Origin of the sequence: Amycolatopsis alba DSM 44262 (assembly GCF_000384215.1) — a bacterium.
In the GTDB taxonomy this organism is placed as follows: domain Bacteria; phylum Actinomycetota; class Actinomycetes; order Mycobacteriales; family Pseudonocardiaceae; genus Amycolatopsis; species Amycolatopsis alba.
This window is the reverse complement of sequence record NZ_KB913032.1, coordinates 8177752-8199672: the sequence shown is the minus strand read 5'-3', so window position 1 is coordinate 8199672 and position 21921 is coordinate 8177752. Positions and strand designations below refer to the sequence as shown.

The 21921-nt window shown below is 69.7% G+C and carries 19 protein-coding genes; 8 read left to right on the top strand and 11 right to left on the bottom strand.

Features of this window, described 5'->3' with window-relative positions; all coding sequences use genetic code 11:
- Positions 1–10 precede the first annotated feature (10 nt).
- Genes AMYAL_RS0138115 through AMYAL_RS0138105 form a run of 3 tightly spaced genes read right to left on the bottom strand, consistent with a single transcriptional unit; the run spans position 11 to position 1957 of the window.
- The gene (locus AMYAL_RS0138115; RefSeq protein ID WP_020636560.1) at positions 11–970 is read right to left on the bottom strand and encodes a pyridoxal-phosphate dependent enzyme; all 960 of its coding nucleotides are present in this window, start codon (positions 968–970) and stop codon (positions 11–13) included.
- Positions 967–1611 (bottom strand): helix-turn-helix transcriptional regulator, encoded by a 645-nt coding sequence (locus AMYAL_RS0138110; protein ID WP_020636559.1) that lies wholly within the window; start codon positions 1609–1611, stop codon positions 967–969. The genes AMYAL_RS0138115 and AMYAL_RS0138110 overlap by 4 nt, the downstream gene beginning before the upstream one ends.
- A complete protein-coding gene (locus AMYAL_RS0138105; RefSeq protein ID WP_020636558.1) occupies positions 1604–1957 on the bottom strand; it encodes a RidA family protein in 354 nt (117 codons plus the stop codon). Before AMYAL_RS0138105 ends, AMYAL_RS0138110 begins: the two co-directional genes overlap by 8 nt.
- Before the next feature lie 112 nt (positions 1958–2069).
- Here AMYAL_RS0138105 and AMYAL_RS0138100 point away from each other — a divergent pair, with 112 nt between their 5' ends.
- A complete protein-coding gene (locus AMYAL_RS0138100; protein ID WP_020636557.1) occupies positions 2070–2816 on the top strand; it encodes a GntR family transcriptional regulator in 747 nt (248 codons plus the stop codon).
- Between the two features lie 47 nt (positions 2817–2863).
- Here AMYAL_RS0138100 and AMYAL_RS0138095 read toward each other — a convergent pair whose 3' ends face one another.
- Positions 2864–4195 carry an SLC13 family permease gene (locus AMYAL_RS0138095; RefSeq protein ID WP_020636556.1) on the bottom strand — a complete coding sequence of 444 codons (1332 nt, stop codon included), beginning with the start codon at positions 4193–4195 and terminating at the stop codon, positions 2864–2866.
- A gap of 174 nt (positions 4196–4369) precedes the next feature.
- Here AMYAL_RS0138095 and AMYAL_RS0138090 point away from each other — a divergent pair, with 174 nt between their 5' ends.
- The 3 genes from AMYAL_RS0138090 to AMYAL_RS0138080 are packed head-to-tail and all read left to right on the top strand — an operon-like array spanning position 4370 to position 9232.
- Entirely contained in the window at positions 4370–5536 is a 1167-nt protein-coding gene (locus AMYAL_RS0138090) for a pyridoxal-phosphate-dependent aminotransferase family protein (RefSeq protein WP_020636555.1), read from the top strand.
- 10 nt (positions 5537–5546) lie between these two features.
- On the top strand, positions 5547–8474 hold the full coding sequence (locus AMYAL_RS0138085; protein WP_020636554.1) for an FAD-binding and (Fe-S)-binding domain-containing protein: 2928 nt from the start codon (positions 5547–5549) through the stop codon (positions 8472–8474).
- The gene (locus AMYAL_RS0138080; RefSeq protein WP_020636553.1) at positions 8465–9232 is read left to right on the top strand and encodes a fumarylacetoacetate hydrolase family protein; all 768 of its coding nucleotides are present in this window, start codon (positions 8465–8467) and stop codon (positions 9230–9232) included. The genes AMYAL_RS0138085 and AMYAL_RS0138080 overlap by 10 nt, the downstream gene beginning before the upstream one ends.
- 38 nt (positions 9233–9270) lie before the next feature.
- Here the strand turns inward: AMYAL_RS0138080 and AMYAL_RS0138075 are convergent, their stop codons facing one another.
- Positions 9271–10839 (bottom strand): multicopper oxidase family protein, encoded by a 1569-nt coding sequence (locus AMYAL_RS0138075; RefSeq protein WP_020636552.1) that lies wholly within the window; start codon positions 10837–10839, stop codon positions 9271–9273.
- A complete protein-coding gene (locus AMYAL_RS0138070) occupies positions 10836–11240 on the bottom strand; it encodes a hypothetical protein (RefSeq protein ID WP_020636551.1) in 405 nt (134 codons plus the stop codon). Before AMYAL_RS0138070 ends, AMYAL_RS0138075 begins: the two co-directional genes overlap by 4 nt.
- Positions 11241–11320: 80 nt before the next feature.
- Here AMYAL_RS0138070 and AMYAL_RS0138065 point away from each other — a divergent pair, with 80 nt between their 5' ends.
- The gene (locus tag AMYAL_RS0138065) at positions 11321–12223 is read left to right on the top strand and encodes a LysR family transcriptional regulator (RefSeq protein ID WP_020636550.1); all 903 of its coding nucleotides are present in this window, start codon (positions 11321–11323) and stop codon (positions 12221–12223) included.
- 24 nt (positions 12224–12247) lie between these two features.
- Here the strand turns inward: AMYAL_RS0138065 and AMYAL_RS0138060 are convergent, their stop codons facing one another.
- The 3 genes from AMYAL_RS0138060 to AMYAL_RS0138050 form a co-directional block, all read right to left on the bottom strand.
- A complete protein-coding gene (locus tag AMYAL_RS0138060; protein ID WP_039794780.1) occupies positions 12248–13342 on the bottom strand; it encodes a S1 family peptidase in 1095 nt (364 codons plus the stop codon).
- A gap of 481 nt (positions 13343–13823) precedes the next feature.
- Complete coding sequence (locus tag AMYAL_RS0138055) at positions 13824–14981, bottom strand: GDSL-type esterase/lipase family protein (RefSeq protein ID WP_020636548.1); 1158 nt, start codon at positions 14979–14981, stop codon at positions 13824–13826.
- An 8-nt stretch (positions 14982–14989) separates the two neighbouring features.
- Entirely contained in the window at positions 14990–15562 is a 573-nt protein-coding gene (locus AMYAL_RS0138050; RefSeq protein ID WP_020636547.1) for a TetR/AcrR family transcriptional regulator, read from the bottom strand.
- 119 nt (positions 15563–15681) lie between these two features.
- Here AMYAL_RS0138050 and AMYAL_RS0138045 point away from each other — a divergent pair, with 119 nt between their 5' ends.
- Complete coding sequence (locus tag AMYAL_RS0138045) at positions 15682–16530, top strand: hypothetical protein (RefSeq protein WP_020636546.1); 849 nt, start codon at positions 15682–15684, stop codon at positions 16528–16530.
- 30 nt (positions 16531–16560) lie between these two features.
- A complete protein-coding gene (locus AMYAL_RS0138040; RefSeq protein ID WP_020636545.1) occupies positions 16561–17568 on the top strand; it encodes a hypothetical protein in 1008 nt (335 codons plus the stop codon).
- Positions 17569–17606: 38 nt separating this feature from the next.
- Here AMYAL_RS0138040 and AMYAL_RS0138035 read toward each other — a convergent pair whose 3' ends face one another.
- Together AMYAL_RS0138035 and AMYAL_RS0138030 are read right to left on the bottom strand one after the other, a co-directional pair.
- Positions 17607–18023 carry a Dabb family protein gene (locus tag AMYAL_RS0138035; protein WP_020636544.1) on the bottom strand — a complete coding sequence of 139 codons (417 nt, stop codon included), beginning with the start codon at positions 18021–18023 and terminating at the stop codon, positions 17607–17609.
- Complete coding sequence (locus AMYAL_RS0138030; RefSeq protein WP_020636543.1) at positions 18020–19192, bottom strand: MFS transporter; 1173 nt, start codon at positions 19190–19192, stop codon at positions 18020–18022. Before AMYAL_RS0138030 ends, AMYAL_RS0138035 begins: the two co-directional genes overlap by 4 nt.
- Positions 19193–19254: 62 nt before the next feature.
- Between AMYAL_RS0138030 and AMYAL_RS0138025 the strand changes: the two genes are divergently transcribed.
- Positions 19255–21921 (top strand): AAA family ATPase, encoded by a 2667-nt coding sequence (locus AMYAL_RS0138025; RefSeq protein ID WP_020636542.1) that lies wholly within the window; start codon positions 19255–19257, stop codon positions 21919–21921.

The following is a 21921-nucleotide window of genomic DNA, read 5'->3' as shown; positions in this document are numbered from 1 at the left end:
ACGAAACGCGTCAGACGGCGATCAGTTCGGCGAAGCGTTCCGGGCTGACGTTCCCGCCGCTGATGATCACCCCGACCCGCCCCGAAACGGGCACCTGACCGCTGAGCAGCGCCGCGAGGCCGGTCGCCCCGCTCGGCTCCATGACCAGCTTCAGCCGCTCGAACGCGAACCGCATCGCGTCCCGGACCTGGTCGTCGGTGACGAGCGCGATGTCGTCGACGAGCCGCTTGTTGATCGAGAAGGTCAGCTCGCCGGGGATCTCGGCCGCCTGGCCGTCGGCGATCGTGCGGGGCACCGGGATCGAGACGCGTTCCCCGGCTTCCAGCGAGCGTTTGGTGTCGTCGCCCGCGGCGGGTTCGACGCCGACGACCCGGATACCGGGCCGCACGGCCTTCGCGGCTGTCGAGCTGCCCGCGATCAGGCCACCGCCGCCGACCGGGACGACCAGGGTGTCGAGGGAATCGGTCTCCTCCAGCAGTTCCAGCGCCGCGGTGCCCTGACCGGCGATGACGTGCGGGTGCTCGTACGGCGGGATGAGCGCGAGGCCGCGTTCGGCCGCGAGCGCCTCGCCGATCGCGACGCGGTCGCCGGTGTACCGGTCGTAGGTGACGATCTCGGCGCCGTAGCCCGCGGTGGCGTCCTTTTTGGACTGCGGGGTGTCCTCCGGGATCAGGATCACCGCGCTGCTCCCGAGTTCCCGCGCGGCGAGCGCGACGGCCTGGGCGTGGTTGCCCGAGGAATACGCGGCGATGCCCTTGGCCAGCTGGTCCGGGGAGAGCCGGGAAGCGGCGTTGTACGCGCCGCGGAACTTGAAGGCCCCGACGCGCTGGAGGTTCTCGCACTTGATGAAGACCTCGGCGCCGACGAGGTCGTCGAGCGTCCGGGAACGCACGACCGGCGTCCGGTGTGCGACACCGGCCAGGCGGGCGGCGGCGTCGCGGATGTCGTCGATGGTCACGGGGGCGGTCATGATGCTCCTTGATCGCGGATTTCGGCGAGATAGTTGTAAGCGGAGGCTCGGGAGATCCCGATCCTGGCCGCGACCTGGGGTACGGCCCGGCGGACGGCGAAGACGCCCCGCGCGTGCAAGCTGCGGAACAGGTCGAGCCGTTCTTCGCGGCTGAGCGCGGTCCAGGGTTTGTTCAGCCGGAGCTGGTGTTCGTCGACGATCGCGTCCACGACGGCGTCGACGTCGTCGCCGAAGGTGGTGGTCGGCGTTTCGGCGACGGTGCCGACGTCGGCGAGTTCACCGACCAGGGTCTTGAGCTGGCCCAGCGCGGTGACGTCGAGGTTCACGCACAGCGCGCCGAACACCGAGCCGCCACTGTCGCGCAGCAGCATGGTCGAAGACTTCACCAGCTTCCCGGACGCCGTCCTGGTGACGTAGTTCAGCTGGTCTTCGGCCTCGTCGCCGCGGGCGAGCAGGCCCATGCCGATCTCACTCATCGACCCGCCGACGCTGCGGTCGGTGACCGAACCGGCGATCGCCACCACCGACCGCTCCGGGCGGCGGAAGTCGTGCACCACGACCTCGCAGAACGAGCCGAGCGTCGCCGCGATGCCGTCGGCCACCGGGGCGAGCGCGTCGAGGATCGCGTCCTGCTCAGACATCGCGTACCCGTGCGAGGGCCTCGACTTCGACGGCGCCGCCGTAGGGCAGTGACGCGACCCCGACGCACGTGCGGGCGGGCCGGGGCTCGGCGAAGAACTCCTCGTAGACGCGGTTGAGGCTGTCACGGTCGGCGATGTCGGTCAGGTAGACGACGACCTTCACCACGTCGGCCCGGCTCGCGCCCACCGAAAGCAGCGCGGCGTCGAGGTTGGCGAAGGCCCGCGGGCATTCGGCGTCGAATCCGCCGGGCACGAGTTCTCCGGTCCCGGTCACGCCGAGCCGTCCGGACACGGAAACCAGGTCGCCACTGCGGAAGGCCGGAGGATACGGATGCTCGTTGGTCACGAGACTGACTGTATAAGCACTGGACGGAAAGTCCAACCGAGTGGGAAGTGACGTACCGCTCATGCCGGGCGAAAGCAATTGATATACCGTATACAGAAAGGGAGGGGTCTGGATGACCACGAGTTCCGCGGGTGCCGTGCAGTACGAAGACGGCCGGATCGTCGCGCCGCCGAGCATGGCCGACCTGGCCACCCAAGCGCTGCGCGCGATGATACTTTCCGGCGAACTCCCGCCCGGCACACGTTTGGTCGAGGCCAAGCTCACCGAGCGGCTCGGGGTGTCCCGCCCGCCGCTGCGCGAAGCGTTGCAGGTCCTGGCGTTCGAAGGACTCGTCGTGCCCCATCCTCGGCGCGGTGTCATCGTCCGCCCCCTGACCCGCCATGACGTCTACGAGATCATCACCCTGCGCGAAGAGCTCGAGGCCTTCGCCGTCCGGATCGGGATCCCGGTCCGCTCGCCGGAGCGCTTACAGGCCTGCCGGAACGCCTTGGCCGCCTTCGAGCAAGCGGCCCTGGACGGCGACGAGGGTGTCTTCACACAGCGCAAATACGACTTCCATCAGTCGATCGTCGCGCTGGCCGGGCACGAGCGCGTCACCGAGGCTTATCGTGCGCTGTCCTTGCAGATGCAGCTGTGCATGGCGCTCAACCGCAGCGCCCGCCGCGACGGCGAATCGTTGCTGCAGAACGTCGAGCGGCACCGCGATCTGCTGACGATCATCGAGGGCGGCGATCCGGACGCGGTGCTGAAGGCGCTGGCCGATCACGGTCACGGCAGCTTCCTCGACGAGGTGGTGGACCAGCTCGACGGCGGCACTCCCGACTCCGAGCGCTGGCTGGCCGAACGCCGCTCGCGCTGAAGTCCACATCGGACGATCCCCCGTGGACCGTCCGATGTGGAGGGAATTCAGCCCCAGCCGGGCAGGATGAACAGCAGCCAGGTGGCGACGGGCGCGATGAGGCACATGCTGAAGCCCCAGACCATCAGGCCCCGGAACACGTTGTCGTTCTGGCCGGCGGGCGCGTTCGCCACCACCAGTGCGCCACTGGTGGAGAACGGCGACGAGTCGACGACCGAAGACGAGATCGCCAGCGCGATGATCATGCTGACCGCGCCGACCTCGCCCGCCAGCAGGAACGGCACGGCCAAGGGGATGAGCGCGCCGAGGATCCCGGTCGTCGACGCGAACGCCGAGACCACCGCGCCGATCGCGCAGATCAGGATCGCGGCCAGCAGGGGCGCACCGATCCGCGTCACCAGATTGCCGAGCCAGTCGATCGTGCCGACCCGCTCCATCAGCGAGACGAAGGTGACGATCCCGCAGATCAGCAGCACCGTCGGCCACGCCACCTCGCCGATGGCCGTCTTCGCCGAGCCTGGTGAGACCAGCGACAGCACCGTCGCCACGGTCAGCGCGGTGAACCCGACGTCGAGTTTGAACGCCAGGGCGCCCACCGCCAGCGCCGCCAGCCCGATCAGGGTGAACACGTGATCGCGGGTGAGCGGTAGACGTTCCTCGGGTTCGTCGCCACCGGAAGGCGCGGGCTCGCCGGTGATCGTCGTGCCCGCCGGTGAACCGGTCGGCGCCAGTGCCGCCGCGGCGGCCATCCGGGTCTTGGCGGCCGAAGTCCGGCGGATCAGTTCACGGCCGCCGAAGAGGAAGAACACCACGACACTCAGCACCAGGTTGAAAGCGAAGGAAGACGCGAACAGCAGCCCCGGATCGCTCGGCAGGTTGTCGCGGGCGACGACACCGTTGACGATGCTGCCGAAGATGCTGATGGGGGAGAAGCCGCCCGCGCTGGCGCCGTTGATGATCAGCAGGCCCATCAGCAGCGGATTGATCGCGTAGCGGCGGGCGAACCCCATGCCGATCGGCGCGATGATCGCCACCGCCGCCGGTACCACCGCGCCGACCGCGGTCAGTGCCGCGGTGACGACGAACATCACCCAGGGGATCAGGGCGATCCGCCCGCCGACGGCGCGCACCACCAGGTGCACGAGCCGGTCGACGGTGCCATTGCCTTTGGCTATCGCGAACAGCAGCGTCACCCCGACCAGGATGACGAAGAGATCGCCGGGGAAGCCCGAGACGATGTCGTCGGTGCTTTCCCCGGCGAACGCCGTGCCGATCACGAAGGCGGCGACGAACGCCAGTGCTCCCATGTGGACGGGGAGCACGGTCGCGATCAGGAAGACCAGGGCGAGCGCCACGACGGTGACGAGTTGTATGGACATCGGAATCCTCTGCGGTCGGCGCTGACACATTCAGGGAATCGGCACATTCAGGGAATCGGGTCGGGTTTGTTCCGGGTACCCCCTCGACGGAGTTCGGTACACGGTATACCTTTCAAGCAGCGAGACCAAGGTTTCGCTCTGTGGAACATCTCGAAGCCGAGCGTGGAGGCGCACATGACATACGCGGCCGGACGTCACTTCCTGCAGATTCCGGGCCCGACCAACGTTCCGGACGTGGTGCTCCGGGCGATGTCGGCGGCGACCATCGACCATCGCGGACCCGAGTTCCAGGAGCTGGCGAGCGGGCTGCTGCGCGACATCAAGCCCGTCTTCGGCACCACGAACCCGGTGGTCATCTATCCCGCCACCGGGACCGGCGCGTGGGAGGCGGCCCTGACCAACACCCTCAGCCCCGGCGACACCGTGCTGGCCTTCGAGACCGGTCACTTCGCCACGCTGTGGCAGGAGATGGCGCGCGGCCTGGGGCTGCACGTCGACTTCGTGCCGGGGGACTGGCGGCACGGCGCGGATCCCGAGGTGGTCGCCGACAGGCTCGCCGCGGACACCGCGCACCGGATCAAGGCGGTCTGCGTGGTGCACAACGAGACCTCGACCGGTGTCACCAGCCGGGTGCCGGAGATCCGCGCCGCGATCGACGCCGCCGGACATCCGGCGCTGCTGCTGGTCGACACCATCTCGTCGCTGGGCTCGATCGACTACCGGCACGACGAATGGGGTGTCGACGTCACCGTCGCGGGTTCGCAGAAGGGGCTCATGCTCCCGCCGGGCATGAGTTTCAACGCGATCAGCGACAAGGCGCTCAACGCCGCGAAGACCGCGTGCCTGCCGAAGGTGTTCTGGGACTGGGGCCCGATGCTCACCGCGAACGAACGCGGATTCTTCCCGTATACCCCCAACACCAACCTCATGTACGGCCTGCGGGAAGCCTTGCGCCTGCTGTCCGACGAGGGCCTGGGGAACGTGTTCGCGCGCCACGCCCGGCACGCCGCCGCCACGCGGGTCGCCGTACGCGGCTGGGGACTGGAGGTCCTCTGCCAGGACGAACGTGAGCACTCCGGCGCGCTGACCGCGGTCCTGATGCCCGAGGGCGTCGACGCCGACAAGGTCCGCGCGATCATCCTCGACCGGTTCGACCTGTCCCTGGGCGCGGGACTGGGCAAACTGGCCGGGAAGATCTTCCGCATCGGGCATCTCGGTGCGTTCAACGATCTCACGCTCGCCGGCACCCTCGCGGGAGTCCAAATGGGACTGGCACTCGCCGGCGCCCCCGCCGATCCACGCGGCCTTCAGGACGCCCTCGAACTGCTGCAGAACGACTGAGGGCCCGCCGATGACCGCCGAACTGACCCGCACCAGCCCGCTCGAAGACGCGCTGCACGCGCGGATCAAAGGCGAAGTCGCCTTCGACGACTACACGCGTCACCTGTTCTCCCGCGACGCGAGCATGTACGCGATCACGCCGCTGGGTGTCGTGTTCCCCCGCGATCACGAGGACGTCGCCGCGGCCGTCGCCACGGCGGCGGAGTTCGGCGTGCCCATCGTCCCGAGAGGGGCGGGCACGAGCCTGGCCGGGCAGACCGTCGGCCCCGGCCTGGTGCTCGACCTGTCCCGGCACCTGAACCGGATCATCGACCTCGACCCCGTCGCGCGCACCGCCGTCGTCGAACCCGGCGTCGTCCAGGATCAGCTGAACAAGGCGGCGGCCGCGCACGGGCTGATGTTCGGGCCGGACACCTCCACCAGCAACCGCGCCACCATCGGCGGGATGGCGGGCAACAACTCGGCGGGTTCCGGGTCGCTGACCTTCGGGATGACCATCGACCACATCCGCGCGCTGGACGTCGTCCTCGCCGACGGCTCCACCGCCCGCCTGGAACCGGTGAGCGAAACCGAACGCGTGCGCCGGGCCGAAGCGGACACCCTCGAAGGCCGCATCTACCGCGAACTGCCCGCACTCGTCACCGCGCACGAGGACGCCATCGCCAAAGGCATGCCGCTGTTCTGGCGACGCGCCTGCGGCTACCGGCTCGACCGCCTCGCCGGGTACGGCGACGACAAGCCCTTCGACCTGGCCAAATTCGTCATCGGTGCCGAAGGCACCCTCGTGCTGGCCACCCGGATCGAAGTCGATCTGGTGCCCAAGCCGAAGAAGACCGTCTACGCGGTCGGGCATTTCGAGACGACGCACGGCGCGATCTCGGCCACGCTCGACGCGCTCGGCTGCGGGCCGCATCAGGTCGAAATGATGGACAAGACCATCCTCGACCTCTCGCGGCGGAAGATCGAGTACGCCGACCTCGGCAACCATCTCGTCGGAGACCCGGCGGCGCTGCTGTTCGTGTCCTTCTCCGGTGACGACGAGGCCGAACTCGCGGTCAAGCTCGACGAGGTCGCCGGACTGTGGCAGCGCAACGGACACGGATACCACACGCTGAAGCTGGTCACGGCCGCCGAACAGGCGGCGCTGCTCAAGGTGCGCAAGTCCAGTCTCGGGCTGCTGATGGCGGCGGGCGAGGGCACCAAGCGGCCGCTGGCGTTCATCGAGGACACCGCCGTCGCGCCCGAACACCTCGCGGACTACACCGCGCGCTTCAAGGAGATCCTCGACGAGCACGGCCTCGAAGCCGGGTTCTACGGTCATTGTTCGGTCGGCTGCCTGCACATCCGGCCGTTCGTCGACCTCACCGATCCCGCGCAGGTCGACACCATGCGCGTGGTCGCGGAGAAGATCAAGGACCTGGTGGCCGAATTCGGCGGGGTGAACTCGTCGGAACACGGCGACGGCCTCGCCCGTTCGGAGTTCAACCGCGAGATCTTCGGTGACGAACTGTACGAAGCCATGCGCCAGGTCAAGAAGCTGTTCGACCCGGCGGGCACGATGAACCCCGGCAAGATCGTCGACGCGCCCCCGATGACGGAGAACCTGCGCGACCGCGACGCCCTGCCGCCCGCGCCGCCGCTGCGGACCATGCTGTCGTTCGAGGTCATCGGCGGGGGCGGGATGCGTGACGCCGCGGACCGCTGCATGAACATCGGGTTGTGCCGCAAGACCACCGGCGGCGTGATGTGCCCGTCGTACCAGGTCACCCTGCAGGAGGAGCATTCCACGCGCGGTCGCGCCAACGCCCTGGTCAAGGCGCTGTCGGAGCCGGATCCGAAGGCCGCGCTCGGCGGGGAACGGCTGCACGAGATCCTCGATCTGTGCCTGATGTGCAAGGCCTGCAAGAGCGAATGCCCGATGAGCGTCGACATGGCCTCGCTCAAGGCCGAAACCCTGCACCAGCACCACGAGGAGCACGGCACGCCGCTGCGGTCGCGGATCTTCGGCTCGATCCGGTTTCTCAACCGGCTCGGTTCGGCCACCGCGCCGCTGTCCAATGTGCCCGGCCGGATCGGGCCGCTGCGCAAGCTCATGGAACGGACCGTCGGTATCAAGGCCGAACGGCCGCTGCCGAAGTTCGTGCGGGACAACCTCGTGCGCTGGAACCGCCGCCGTGGCACGGTGCCGGGGACGGCGGGCACGGTGAACTGGCTGGCGGATTCCTTCACCACCTTCACCGAACCGCAGATCGGCAAGGCGGCCATCGAACTGCTCGAAAGCGCGGGCTGGGCGGTGGAACTCGCGTCAGGAGGTTGCTGCGGACGGTCGAGCCTGTCCAAAGGGCTGCTCGACGACGCCAAGAAGAAGGCCGCCGGACTGGTCACCTCCCTGGCCCGCGACACCGAGCCGGGATCGCCGATCGTCGGATGCGAACCGTCGTGCGTGTTCACGTTGCGGGACGAGACGCTGGCGCTGCTGCCGGAACTTCCCGAAGCGCGGCAGATCAAGGAACGAGTGCGGCAGGTCGAGGAGCTGCTCGTCGAGGCCATCGACGACGGCAGGCTGAAACTGGCGGAGCGATCATGGCTCAGCGGACGGCGGGTGGTCTTCCACGGACACTGCCACCAGAAAGCGGAGGTCGGCACCGCCGCCACCATGGCGCTCCTGCGCCGTATCCCAGGGCTGGAAGTCGCCGAGATCGACTCCGGATGTTGCGGGATGGCGGGCTCGTTCGGCTTCGAGGCCGAACACTACGAGACGTCGATGGCCGTCGGTCGCGACCGGCTTTTCCCCGCGCTGGAACAGGAACCGGCCGAGACACTGGTCGCCGCCACCGGGGTTTCGTGCCGCCAGCAGATCTTCCACGGGGCGGGCCGGACGGCGTGGCACCCGCTCGAACTGGTCCGCGAAGCGCTCGGTGGTCCGGCATGCGCCTGATCCGCTTCGACGTCGAGGGAACCGCCCGGACGGGGTGCGTCGACGACGACCTCGTCCGCGCGTACGACCCGGTCACCGGCCCCGGCGAGGTCGTCGGGCCGCTGTCCGGCATCCGGCTGCTCGCGCCGTGCGATCCGCGCACGATCGTCTGCGTGGGCAGCAACTATCCCTGTCAGCTGAAGGAAAAAGGCCGCCCGTGGCCGGAGCGGCCCGCCCTGTTCCTCAAGGCGCCCAACGCCATCACCGGCCCAGGGCGGCCGATCCTGCATCCGCCCGAGGTCGAACGCCTGGAGTACGAAGGGGAACTGGCCGTCGTCATCGGCAGGACCGCGCGGAACCTGACCGTCGAGAACGCGCTGTCTCATGTCCTCGGCTACACCTGCGCCAACGACGTCACCGCGCACGACTGGCGGGCCGACGGCCAATGGGCGCGGGCCAAGAGCGCCGACACGTTCCTGCCGCTCGGGCCCTGGATCACCACCGGCATCGAGAACGGAGACCTCGAGGTGACCACGCGGATCAACGACCGGACCGTCCAGCGAGCCACCACCGGGGAGATGATCTTCGGCGTGCCCGCGATCCTCGCGTGGGTGACCCGCTGGTTCACCTTGCGCCCCGGCGACGTCGTGCTCACCGGCAGCCCGGCCGGGGTCGGGCCGATGAAACCGGGGGACGAGGTCACCGTGGCGATCGAGGGGGTCGGCGAGCTGACCAACCCGGTCCGATCCCGTGATCAGGCGGCGAACTCACGTGATTGAACGGCGATCTCGCGTGATTGAAGGCGGAACTCACGTGATCAGAGCACCTCGAAGTTCGCCATCATCGCCATGTCCTCGTGTTCGGCGTTGTGGCAATGGAAGACGTAACGCCCGCGGTAGCCATCGAAGCGGGCGATGACCTCGACCGACTCACCAGGGGCCAGGTCCACGGTGTCCTTGATGCCGCCGTCGAACGGCCCCGGCTCCCGTCCACCGCGCGAAACGATCCGGAACCCGACCAGGTGGAGATGCACGGGGTGGTGGATGTCGGCGACGAACCGCCAGATCTCCACGTCGCCGAGGCGAGGGCTCGCCGACATCAGATCCGGCGAGAACGGCTCCCCGCCGATCACCCAGCCCGCGCGGCCGTGGACGGTACCGGCTCGGAACGAGAAGTCGCGGGTGGTCGTGGCCTGCGCACGAGTGAGCGGCGGGATCTCGCCGAGCTTCGCCGGGACCCGGCTGCCGTCCGGTGCCCGCCGGGCGACGACGAACCGCATGACCTGGGCGGTCGAGCCGGTGCCGAGCCGGTTCACCAGGGTGACCTCGGTGCCGACCGGGTACCGGCCGAAGTCGACGACGACGTCGTAGCGTTCCGCGGGCGCGATCGGCAGATGATCGTGTTCGCGTGGCACGTCGAGCAGGCCTTGGTCGGCGCCGATCTGGACGAAACCACCACCGCCGGGTGGCGGCGGATCGAGCGCCAGGTCGTAGCGGCGGGCGTTGGAACCGTTGAGGAGACGCAGCCGGTACCGCACGGCCGCCACTTCGTGCCTCGGCCACGGCGCGCCGTTCACCAGGATGACGTCACCGAAAACGCCCTCCACGTAAGCACTTTCCACGCCCGGAGTGGTCCGCAACGTCCGGTCGAGGGAGGGATAGGCGAAGGCGCCGTGCTCGTCGAAGGAGCGGTCGGCGATCATCAGCGGCAGCTCGCGCTCCCCGGACGGGAGCCCCAGCGCGTCCTCCTCGTCGTCGCGGACGAGATGGAAACCGGCCAGGCCCCGGTACACGGCCGGACCGGTGAAGTCCATGCGGTGATCGTGGTACCACAGGGTCGCGGCCCGTTGCCGCAACGGGAAGACGTAGTCGCGTTCGCCGCTGGTGACCCGCGCGCGGGCGTCGACCATGCCGTGCCCGGCGTGCCCGGCGTCCCAGCCGGACACCGGCAGGACGAGGTCGGTCGGGTAGCCGTCGGACTCGGCGGGGGTGTGGCCGCCGTGCAGGTGGACCACGGTCGGGACGGGAAGTTCGTTGCGGTGGTGCACCACCGTGGTCCGGTCCCGCCGTGATTCGATCGTCGGACCGGGGAAGATCCCGTCGTAGCCCCAGATCGGCGTCCGGACGCCGGGCAGGATCTCGGCCGTCGCGGCCCGCTGGACGATCGTGTGGTGATCGGCGTCGGCCGTCCTTTGTGGACGCAGGACCGGCGGGATCGGCAGTGGCACGCGGAACGGTTCCGGCAGCGGGAGCCCGCTGCGCAGCAGTTCCCCGGTCCCCGGCGCGCCCTGCGCGATCAGGCGGGGCGCGGCGATTCCCGCGGCGACGAGGACACCGGCCCCGCCGGCGAGCCCGAGGAAGGTCCTGCGGGGCAGACGGCGGCTCATCGGCTCCGCCAGTTCTGTGGCCGCCAGACGGCGATGGTCGTCAGCACCATTCCGGTGACGAGGGCGACGCCGAGCGGGACGTGCAGGTCGAGCGCGCCCGCCAGCCCGGCGAAGTACTGCGCGGTCTCGCCCGCCGCGAGCAGCAGGCTGACCCAGAACAGCCAGCGTGGCCCGCGCACCAGCCAGAGGGCCAGCGCTGTCAGGATCTGCGCGTACGCCACGAACGACACGGCGTCGGCACCCCAGCGATGCAGCCAGAGCATGTCGTAGTCGCCGCCGAGGTAGCCGCCGGCGAACACCGGCTGGCCGATGATCGCGACGGCGTGGGCGCTCACGAGCACCCGGTTCACCATCAGCGTCCCGTTCGCCTTCCGGCTCGGGCTGGTCAGGGTTTCACTCACGCGTCCGAACGTAGGAGCCGACGCCTTATGCTGTCCAAGACAAGATAGGTTATCTACTCATAACAAGTGAGGTATCAGTAGTGGATCTCCTGGCCCTCCGGTACTTCCAGGCGGTCGCCCGGCTCGAACACGTCGGCCGCGCCGCCGAGAAGCTCCGTGTCGCGCAGCCGTCGCTCAGCCGGACCTTGGCCAGGCTGGAAAGTGAGCTCGGCGTCCCGCTGTTCGACCGGCACGGCCGCCGGATCCGGCTCAACCGGTTCGGCGCCGCCTTCCTCCGTCGCGTCGACCGGGCACTGGCCGAACTCGACGACGCCCGGCAGGAACTCGACGACGCCGCCGGGCTGGAGCGCGGCACCGTCACCGTCGTGGCCGAAAGCCTGCTCGTCCTCACCGAACCGCTTCGCACCTTCGTTCCGGGCCATCCGCTGGTGGACGTGCGGCTGTCCCAGGCATCGGCGGAGGGCATGGCGGAGACACTGCGATCCGGCGACGTCGATCTGTGCATCACGTCGCAACCCCTGTCCGGCAACGACATCCGGAGCCGGGTGCTACTCGACGAACCGGTGATGCTCTGCGTTCCGGCCGGTCACCGGCTCGCCGGACGCGGTCGCGTCGGCCTCGCCGACCTCGCGGGCGAGCCGTTCCTCACCACTCGGCCCGGTTACTGGCAGCGCGCGCTCGTCGAGCGCCTCTTCGCGAAAGCGGGTCTCGACCTCCACATCGTCTGTGAGGGTGACGAAGCGGCTGTGCTGTTCCAGCTGATCGACGCGGGTCTCGGCATCGCGTTCGTGCCCTCTCTGGGACTGCGGGCCGACACGAGCACGTCGGTGGTCTGGCTCGAGGTCGACGACCCCGAGTGCCGTCGCGTGCTCAGCGTCGCGTGGCGCGAGGACACGTACCTTTCCGCTGCCGCCCAACGCTTTCGCGACCACACGGTCGAACACTTCCACGCACAGGCCGAAGCCGGATCCCGGTCGGCGTGACCAAGACCCGGCTTCGGTAAGAGACTACTTGTTGAGCGCGACGCCATAGGCGCTCAGCGCCTCACCGATCGGCTGGAAGTACGAGGTACCGCTGCCCTTGCCGGAGGTGATGCCCAGTCCGACGCTGCCGGCGAACAGGCAGCCGCCCGAGTCACCGGGGTTGACCAGCGCGCTGGTCTGGATCAGCTCGTAGACCGAGCCTTCCGAGTAGTTCACCGTGACGTTCAGCCGCTGCACCGAACCCGAGGTGAGGTGGGTGGTGCTGCCGCTCTTGCTGATCCGCTGCCCGACGGTGGCGGCCGCGGAGGAGGCGATCTTCTGGGTGGAGCCGTTCCACAGGCTGACCGCGCCGGGTCCGCTGCCGCTGGTGTTGCGGATCAGGCCGTAGTCGTTGGTCGGGAAGCTGGCGCCCTGCGACGGTCCGACGTTCCACTGCGACACCGCGCGGGTGCAGTGACCGGCGTCCAGGATGTAGTTCTGGCCGCCCTTGTTGGTGTTGAACCCGACCGAGCAGCGCGTGCCGCCGCCGGTGATGGCTTCGCCGTTGTAGATCGCGGTGTGCATCTCGCCGGTGGTCCGCTCCACCCGCACCCGGTCACCGAGCGCTTCCGCGGCCTTCACGAGGGCTTCGGAGCCCTTGGCCGCGTCGGACACGGTCAGCACGACCTGGTTGGTCTTCGGGTCGAGGCCGATCGACGTGTGCGTGACCGTGGGCAACGCCTGCAGGGCGTTCTGCGCGCTCGTCAGCGCCGCGCTGGAGTGCTTGACCACGCGGGCCTGTGCTCCGCTCGCGATCACCTGGTCCGCCGCGGCCTGGTCGAGCACGTTCACCACCGGTTTGGCGGAGTCGTCGAGGTAGCCGTCGGCGGCACGGGCGCCCAGGGACGCGGTGGCCTTCTGCAGCGTTTCGACGCCGGCCGTCTGGGCCCGGAGGAACTCGGTGGCGGCGGCCTGGCTGATCCCGGCGTCCGACGCGAGGGACGAGACCGCCTCGTCCTGCACGGTGGGGGAGTAGCCCTCGATCGTGGTGGCGGTAGCCGTCGACGGCGCGAGGAAGCCGATGACCGCGGCCGCGGCCACCAAGGTGGTGGCGGTACGGGCTAAGGGGTTTGTGCGCATACCGGTGACTCACTTTCGCGAGGAAGGAACCAGCGCGAGGGGTGGCCGCACTGGACACAGTGGGGTCGCCGGGCACGGCCAAGGTGACCCGGCACCGATTGATCCGGTGCCGATCATGGTGATCCGTGCCCGTCTGTGACGGATACCGACTTTCGTTGGACAGGAAGAAAGATAGGTACCCCGCCGTTCGGCCTACTGACGTATTCGCGCACAGCAAACGGAGTTCGCCCCTGCCGCGTTCACACCCCCGGCCTAGCCTCGTGGGTTCTGACCATCCTTACCGCTCACGACCCCCTGGACCCGGCGCGGTCCGGCGGGAAGGCGCGTTGCGAAAGCCACTTTCGCAACCTTCAGCGTTGCGAAAGTGGCTTTCGCAACGCGGCCGTGGGGACGACCCGCGACGGCGCAGGAATGGGGACGCTCAACGCTCCAGTAGCACCGCCCTCACGCAGGTCAGGTCCGCTCCAACAAGCCTGGCCACTCACGAGGCCCACGTACCCCCATCGCCGAAAGCGAGCCGCGCGAAACGCTCTCCCATGAGCCGGTGCGTGGCCGCGTCCGGATGGAGGTTGTCGGGCAATGGCAGGTCGACGTGGTCCGTCTCCCCGTAGAGTTCGAGGCCGTCGAGGTAGTGCAGGTTCGGATCGGTCGTGCTCCGTTCCTTGACGATGCGGGCGAGTTCGCCGCGGATCGTGGTCAGTGTCAGCTTCCCCGCCTTGGTCTCCGCCCGATCGCCGGTGGCGATGAACTTCACCTTGCCTTCGCTCAGGCCGTCCGGGTCGAACGCGCACGGGCCAGGGGTGTGTTCGTGGATGGGGCAATGGATCGGCGAGACGACCAGCAACGGCGTGGTGGGATGCCCGTCCCGGATGGTGTCGAGGAAACCGTGCACGGCCGGGCCGAACACCCGCAGCCGCATCCCGTCCGAGTTGACCAGGTTGATGCCGATCTTGACGCTGATCAGGTCCGCGGCGGTGTCCCGCATGGCGCGGGCGGTGAACGGGTCGAGCAGTGCGCTGCCGCCGAAGCCCAGATTGACCAGATCGACTCCGGCGAGGGCCGCGGCCGTGGCGGGCCAGGTCCCGGTCGGGGTCGCCGCGTTGGAGCCGTGACTGATGGAGCTGCCGTGGTGCAGCCAGGTCTTGCGCCCGTTCGACTGTGCGCTGTGGACGGTCGAATCGGTGCGCAAGGTGACCAGCCGGGTGGTTTCGTCGTGCGGCAGCCAGATCTCGACGTCCTTCTCGTCATCCGGCAGGCCGGTGAAGCGCAGGGTGCGGACAGGGCCGGGCTTGGCTTCGGCGGTGCCGCCTGCCATGTCGATGGTGAGGGTGTCGCCGTCGTCCACGCTCGCCTGTCCTGCGAGCCGCCCGTCGACGAGCAGGTCGTAGACGCCGTCGGGCCTGGCGGGCACGCCGACGTAAACCCGTTTGGTGGCGATGACGTCCAGTTCGACGATCGTGGCCGCGGTACGGAAGACCAGCCGCACACCGGACGGCTGCGCTTCGGTCATGGCCAGCTGCCCGTCGGGGATCTGCTGCCTGGCCTGCGGGGGAAGCCGATGGGGGAGTACGCCGCGTTCGGTGTACTCGAGGTCGAGGGCGCCGCGGACGAGGGCGGCGGTGATCGGGGTCGTGAACATTTCCTCTGTCATTTCCTTCGGGGCCAAGCGCGCAGCAGGACGTCCAGCGCGTCGAGGATTTCGGTCCAGCTCTCCTGCGAGCCGGGGGTGCTGTGGCTGAAGCCGCCCGCGGCCTCCAGGCCGACGAAGCCGCTGAAGACGCTGCCCAGCAGCCGTACCGCGTGCGTCTGGTGCGGCTCGGCCAGGTCGTAACCGCGCAGGATCGCGCGCATCAACCCGGCGTGCCGGACGCCGGCGCTGGTGGCGGCCTGCTCGGGCGCCAGCCGGAATCTCGCCGCGGTGAATCTGCCGGGGTGTTCGAGGGCGTAGTCGCGGTGGACGTTCGCCAACGCGATCAGCGCGTCCCTGCCTGCCAGGCCCGCCACCGCGGTCGCGGCCAGGTCGGCGAGCTCCGCCAAGGCCAGCAGGGCGATCCCGGTCTTCAGCTCGTGGGCGTTCTTCACGTGTGAGTACAGGCTCGCCGTTTTGACGCCGCACCGTTTCGCGAGCTCTGTCGGGGTCACCTGTTCGAAGCCGATCTCGTCGGCCATCTCCGCGCCCGCCAGGATCACGCGCTCCGTGGTCAGTCCCGCTCGTGCCATGCCTGCCACGCTAGCATAGTCCATTCTGGATTTGCCTAATTGTATTAGGAAGCAAAACCTGGGTTCGGTAGCACCGGGCACGGCGAAAGCTGAGTGCGGACCGAACGGAGGTGAACGTCATGAACACAGTGGACCCGGAGCGGGCCCGGTACGACCGCGTCGAACGCCTGCGGGGAGACCGCCGCCTGCTCGTGGGCGCGATCTTGGCTTCGGTGGTCGCCCTGGCCTGCGGCTTCGTCACCGGACACGGCTTCGGCGAACTCCTCGGGCAGCTCCGGACCATGGCGATCGACAGCGTCTTCGACGACCGCGGCGACGGCGAACCGCCGTACGGGCCGGTATGGGGAACTTTCGGCTTACTCGGGGCCCTCGCCGCGGGCAGTCTCGCCGGGGCGGCCGCGCGGCGCTACCAGGGACGGCCGTCGGGACCGGTGTTCCCGGCCGTGCTGGTCTTGGCGGCCAGTACGCTCGGCGTCTGGGACTCGTCGCGAGGGTGGCTTCCGCCGCTCGCCGTCGGCACCGCGGTCGACCCCGTCTTCCACCGGGACGAAAAGTGGGGGTTCTGGGCGTGGCTGCTGTACTACGCCGACCGGTGGGCGCCCGCGCTCCTGTTCGTCCTGACGTCGCTGGTGCTGTGGTACGCCGCCGGAGTTTCGCGCCGGTACGCCGAGATGGTCCGGACCAGGGACCGGCTGCTGCGGGAAGGGCGGCGGGTGCCCGCCGCGATCGTCGAAGTGAAAGTGCGCCTGTCGGGGGACGAGTCGGGCACCCGTGTCGTGGGCGCGGACGTGACGGTGTCCTTCCTGGACCTCGCGGGCGTCCGGCACTGGGTGACCCGCCGCACCAGGGACACCACGATCGCGACCGCCGTGGTGCTGTTCGATCCGGTTTCACCCGGCGACGACAAGAAGATCTTCGTGGCGCTGCGGCGCCATCCCACCCTCGGTGACTGGCTGCCCGCGGACTGAGCCCCGCCCCGAAAGTCTGGAGATACGTTCATGTCCGCTGTCCCAGGACCGCTTGCCCTCGCCCGCGGGTTTCTGACGGGGATCGTCGTCGGGACTACCCTGTCCGCCTTCGTGGTGGGCATCATCATCGAGTACGTCCCGCTGATCATCGTCGGCGTGGGACTTCCCTTCGTCTACGGGATCCTGCTCTACCTGGCCGGGGCGCCGCTGCGGGCTCGCGAGGCGAGGATCGCCCCGGTGGTCGCGCTCGCGAAGATCGAGAGTCTCCGGGCCAACGGCACCGAGACGGGAGACGTCCCGGTCCTTTTCGAGCTCACCGTCGCGCCCGACGGCGCGGCGACGCACCGCGTGAAGATCACCCACGGCGTGAACCTGGTCGACCTCCCGGACTATCGGCCGGGTGGCATCCTCGTCGTCCAGTACCCGCCGTCCCGGCCGTGGAAGGCGCGGATCGCGGAGCGGCTGTCCCCGGAATGGGAACGGCGCGTGGCCAAGGCGGAGATCGAATCCGCCCCGGAGTCCAGCCTGGTGCAGGATCCGCCGGAGGGCTGCGCGTTCGGTGCGCTCTCGGTCCTCGGGTTTCTGCTCGGCGCGGCGCTCGTGCTGGTCCTGTTCCGCGCCGAACTGTTCGCGCCGGGAGCGCCCGAACGAACGGAGGAAGACCAGTCCAGCGTGACCACCTCCTCGTCGGGATCCGCGACCGTCAACGTCGACAGGTCACTGCTGGGCGAGGGGGAGTTGCGCCGGGCGATCGACTCGCTGGCGCAGGCCGCGGACGTCTCCCAGGTGATCACCGTGGTCGTCGAGGACCGGCGGCTGACCGTGGTCTTCGCGCCGACAGGCGCCCAGGTACCGCGTTTCGACCTCCGGGCCCTGGCCGTCGATCGTGTCCCGCCCTTGGTCCGGCGGGCGACGACCACGATCGACGTCGGGTCGCCGCAGACGTGGCAGGTCACGATCGTCCCGTTCGGGACCGCCGTGAGCAGCCGGGTCATCGTGACCGGCCCCGACGGCAGCGGCTCACTCGCGGATGGCTGAAGCAAACTTGGCATGCCGTGCCAGGAGATGCGACGAGGTCAGGAGCCGTGCTTGCCGGGCGCGGCGCTGCCGGAGTACTCGCCGAGATCGGAGACCAGTTTGGTCAGTTCGGGGTCGTTGTCGTAGCGGCGCTGGTGGAGTGCGGCGATCTTCGCGGCCATCTCCGGGTCGGGATCGTCGGTGACGTCGTAGGACGCGAACTTGTCGACCAGCGGCAGCCCGACCCGGTCGGTGTTCCGGTGCGCCGGGTGGATGAGGTACTCCCAATAGCCGTCGAGATCTTCGAGCGCGAACACGGCGCCCCATTCGTACTCCCCGCCGAAATCGCGTCCGACGACGAAGGATTTCACCGAAGGGATGACCCGGCCCTGATTGCGGAGGCTTTCCAAGGCTTCCTCGATCTGCTCCGGGGAGGCTTCGGGGCGCAGGGTGAGCCGGTTGCAGTGGTAGATCATCGTGTTTCCTTTCGTTTCGGGAGAAGAGCGGCGAGTGCCGCCCCGGTCGCCATCGCGATGCCGGTCCAGGTGAAGGCGCCGCCGATGCCGAGGGTCTGGACGAGGGGCTGGACGACGAGCGGGGACAGGAACTGCCCGAGGAAGATCCCGGTGACCAGGCCGCTGAGCACGCGGCCGCGCTGCGCGGGACGGGCGGACTCGGCCAGGCGCAGGTTGAGATTCGGGACGACGAAACCGACGCCGAAGCCTCCGACGAGCAGTCCGGCCACGACCTGGACGACGGTGCCCGCCGTACCGATCAGCAGCCAGCCCGCGCCCATCAGCGCCACGCTGACGGTGGTGATCGCGGTGGCGCTCAGGCGTTGGCGCAGGCGAGGGAAGGCCAGCGCGCCGGCGACGCTGGTCAGCGTGCTCCCGGCGACCACGGCGCCGATGACGGCGGGGCCGCTGCCGAAACCTTCGAGCAGGAACGGCAACTGCGTCGGTGCCATGTAGAAGACCAGCGTCGCGACCAGCGCCAGCACGTACACGCCGAGGACGCGACCGGGCAGCCGGGCCCGCCGGTCCTCACTCTCCGTGGGTGCGCTCCGCCGCGGTTCACGCAGGGAGATGATCGCGAAGACGGCCACGATCGCCGAGGCCGAGTAGAGCCAGAACGGTGCCCGCCAGTTCACCGTGGCCAGCAGCCCGGCCAGCGGCAGGAAGACGACGCCGCCCAGGCTCGCGAACGCCTGCTGAAGCCCGAGGAAGGAGGCCCGGCCGGGTCCCTCGAACCAGTCCGTGATCAGCGTGCTGACCGCGGTCATGATCCCGCCGACGGCGAGCCCGAGCCCGGCCCTGGTGACCAGCAGCAGATGGAGATCGTCCGCGAGGAAGCCGGCCGTGCCGGTGATCGCGTAGAGCACGAGACCGGCCAGGAGCAGCGGACGGCGCCCGACGCGGTCGGCGACGATCCCGGACAGCGGCGCGCTGATCGCGATCGCGAGCGAGGTCACGGTCAGCGCCAGCCGCACGAGGAGCCCGGAGCCGGGCGTATCGGCGAAGACCTCCCGCATCGCGGGCAGACTGGGCGCGATGATCGCCGCGGCCATGATGGTCAGCGCCGCCGCGGCGAGCACGGTGCCACGGGCCAGGCGTGTCGGCGTCAAGGCGTCTGCTCGGTTCGTCACGCCACCAACCTCGCAGCGGCACCCGGCGGCTCGCGTCGGCGAAAATCGCCTATCTTCGTGGTATGCCGACGCAGCCGGTGGGCCGGACCAGTGAGATCAGCGCCCTCGGCGAGGTGATCGCCGCCGCCGGGAAAGGCAGCGGAGGCGCGCTGGTGCTCCAGGGCGAACCGGGCATCGGCAAGAGCACCTTGCTGGCCCAGGCGAAACAGGACGCGTCGGGCTTCCTGGTCGTCGAGGCGTCCGGAGCGGAGTTCGAGACCGAACTCCCGTTCGCGGCTCTGCACCAGCTGTGCGTGCCGGTGCTCGGGCACCTCGGCGAACTGTCCGCGCGGCATCGTGAGGCGCTCCAGGTCGCGTTCGGTCTCGTGACCGGGACACCGGACCTGTTCCGGATCGGTCTCGCGACGCTGGAGCTGCTGTCGTGCGCGTCGCGGAGAAGCCCGGTGTTGTGCGTGATCGACGACGCCCACTGGCTGGACGACGCCTCGTCGAGGGCGCTCGCGTTCCTCGCCAGGAGGATCGCCTCGGAGCCGATCGCGATGATCTTCGCCGTCCGCACGCCGGGTGGCGGGCTCGACGGGCTGCCGGGCATGGTGGTCGAAGGGCTGACCGACGCCGACGCGCGGAAGGTGCTGGAGGACGGTGTCTCCATGATCGACCCGCGAGTGCGCGACCGTGTCGTCGCCGAAGCGCGCGGGAATCCGCTGGCACTGCTCGAACTGCCCAAGTCGGGCGGGTTCGCGCTCCCCGACACGTCCTCGTTGCCGAATCGGATCGAGCGCGGTTTCGCGGCGAGGCTGGCCGGGCTGCCCGACGGCGCCCGGTTGCTGCTCACCGTCGCGAGCGCCGACCCGACCGGTGATCCGGGCCTGTTGTGGCCCGCCGCACGGGAACTGGGTGTCGCGGCGAGTGCGGTCGTGGCGGAGGAGTCCGGGCTGGTCGACTTCTCGACCAGGGTGCGGTTCTGTCATCCGCTCGCGCGCTCGGCCGTCTATCTGACCGCCCCGGCGGAGGACCGCAGGCGTGCCCATCGGGCCCTCGCGCACGTGACCGATCCCGCCGCCGATCCGGACCGGCGGGTCTGGCACCTCGCCCAGGCGGGCACCGGACCGGACGACGATCTCGCCGCGGAGCTGGCCCGTTCCGCCTCGCGCGCCCAGTCACGCGGCGGCGTCGCGGCGGCCGCGGCCTTTCTGGAGCGGGCGGCGGCACTGTCGCTGGACGCCGGCCTGCGGACCGAACACACCCTCGGCGCGGTGCTCGCGAAACTCGAAACCGGCGCCGTCGACGCGGCCGCCGGGCTGCTCACCACCGTGGAGACCGGCCCGCTGGACGAACTCACCCTGGCGAAGGTCGATCTGCTGCGCGGGCGGATCGCGTTCGCCCGGCACACCGACGCTGACGGCACGGATTTCATGCTCCGCGCGGCGCATCGCCTCGCCGGTCCGGATCCGGCGTGGTCCCGCGAGTGCTTCCTCGACGCGCTGGAAGTGAGCCTCGTCGTCGGACGGGCGAGCGGGGTGATGGACACCGTGGTGGACGAGGCGCGTTCGGCGCCGCCCGCGGCTTCGTCCCCCGACATCCTGGACTCGCTGATCCTGCTGACCACCGAGGGCCACCGGGCGGCCGTCCCGGTACTGCGCCGAATACTCGCGGACCGTTCGATGTGGACTGGACGGCCCGCGCTGGCCACGATGATCACGGCCGAGCTCTGGGATATCGAAACCCACGCGGGGATCGTCGACGGGTTGCTGGAGACCGCGCGGGAAACCGGTTCTCCGCACACGCTCAGACTCGCGCTCGCGCAGGTGGCGGTCGCCGCCGTGTTCACCGGCGACCTCGGCAAGGCGATGTCCGCGATCGCCGAAGAAGAGGCCATCGCGGACGCGCTCGGCGTCCCGTCGCTGCGGTATCCGCGACTGCATCTGACCGCGATGCGCGGGCGGCGCGCGGAAGCGGCCGGTTTGCCCAGCACCGCGGCCGCCCTGGGCAGCGGCCAGCTGATCGCCAACGTCCACTGGACCTCGGCCGTGCTGCACAACGGCTTGGCCGACTACCCGGCCGCGCTGGCCGCGGCACGGCGGGCGACCGAACCCGGTGACCTCTTCCTCGCCGGGGTCGCACTGCCCGAACTGATCGAGGCCGCGATCCGGTGCGGCGAGCACGATTCGGCCGCGGCGGCACTGGAATCGCTGACCGAGCGCACCACTCCCAGCGGGACCGCGTGGGGTCTCGGCGTCACCGCGTACGCGCGAGGGCTGGTCACCGGCGCCGAAGCCGACTACCGGGAAGCCGTCGAACGGCTCGCCGGAAGCCCGGTGGCCCCGTACCGGGCCAGGGCTCACCTGCTCTACGGGGAATGGCTGCGCCGCGAGGGCAGGCGGCGCGACGCTCGCGAACACCTCCGCATCGCCCACGAACTGCTGTCCGGCATGGGGATGGAGGCGTTCGCCCGGCGTGCCGCCGACGAACTGCGGGCCACCGGCGAGGTGGCCCGCGGCCGCTCCGGCTCCGGTGGCGACGAGCTCACCCTGCAGGAAGTGCACATCGCCCGGCTGGTCGCCACCGGGGCTACCTCGAAGGAGGTGGCCGCGCGCCTGTTCCTCAGCCCGCGCACGGTCGACGCGCATCTGCGCAACATCTTCCGGAAGCTCGGCATCACCTCGCGCCGTCAGCTGAGGGATCTGCCCGATCCGGAGATCATCCGTAGCGGACATCCCGGACACTGA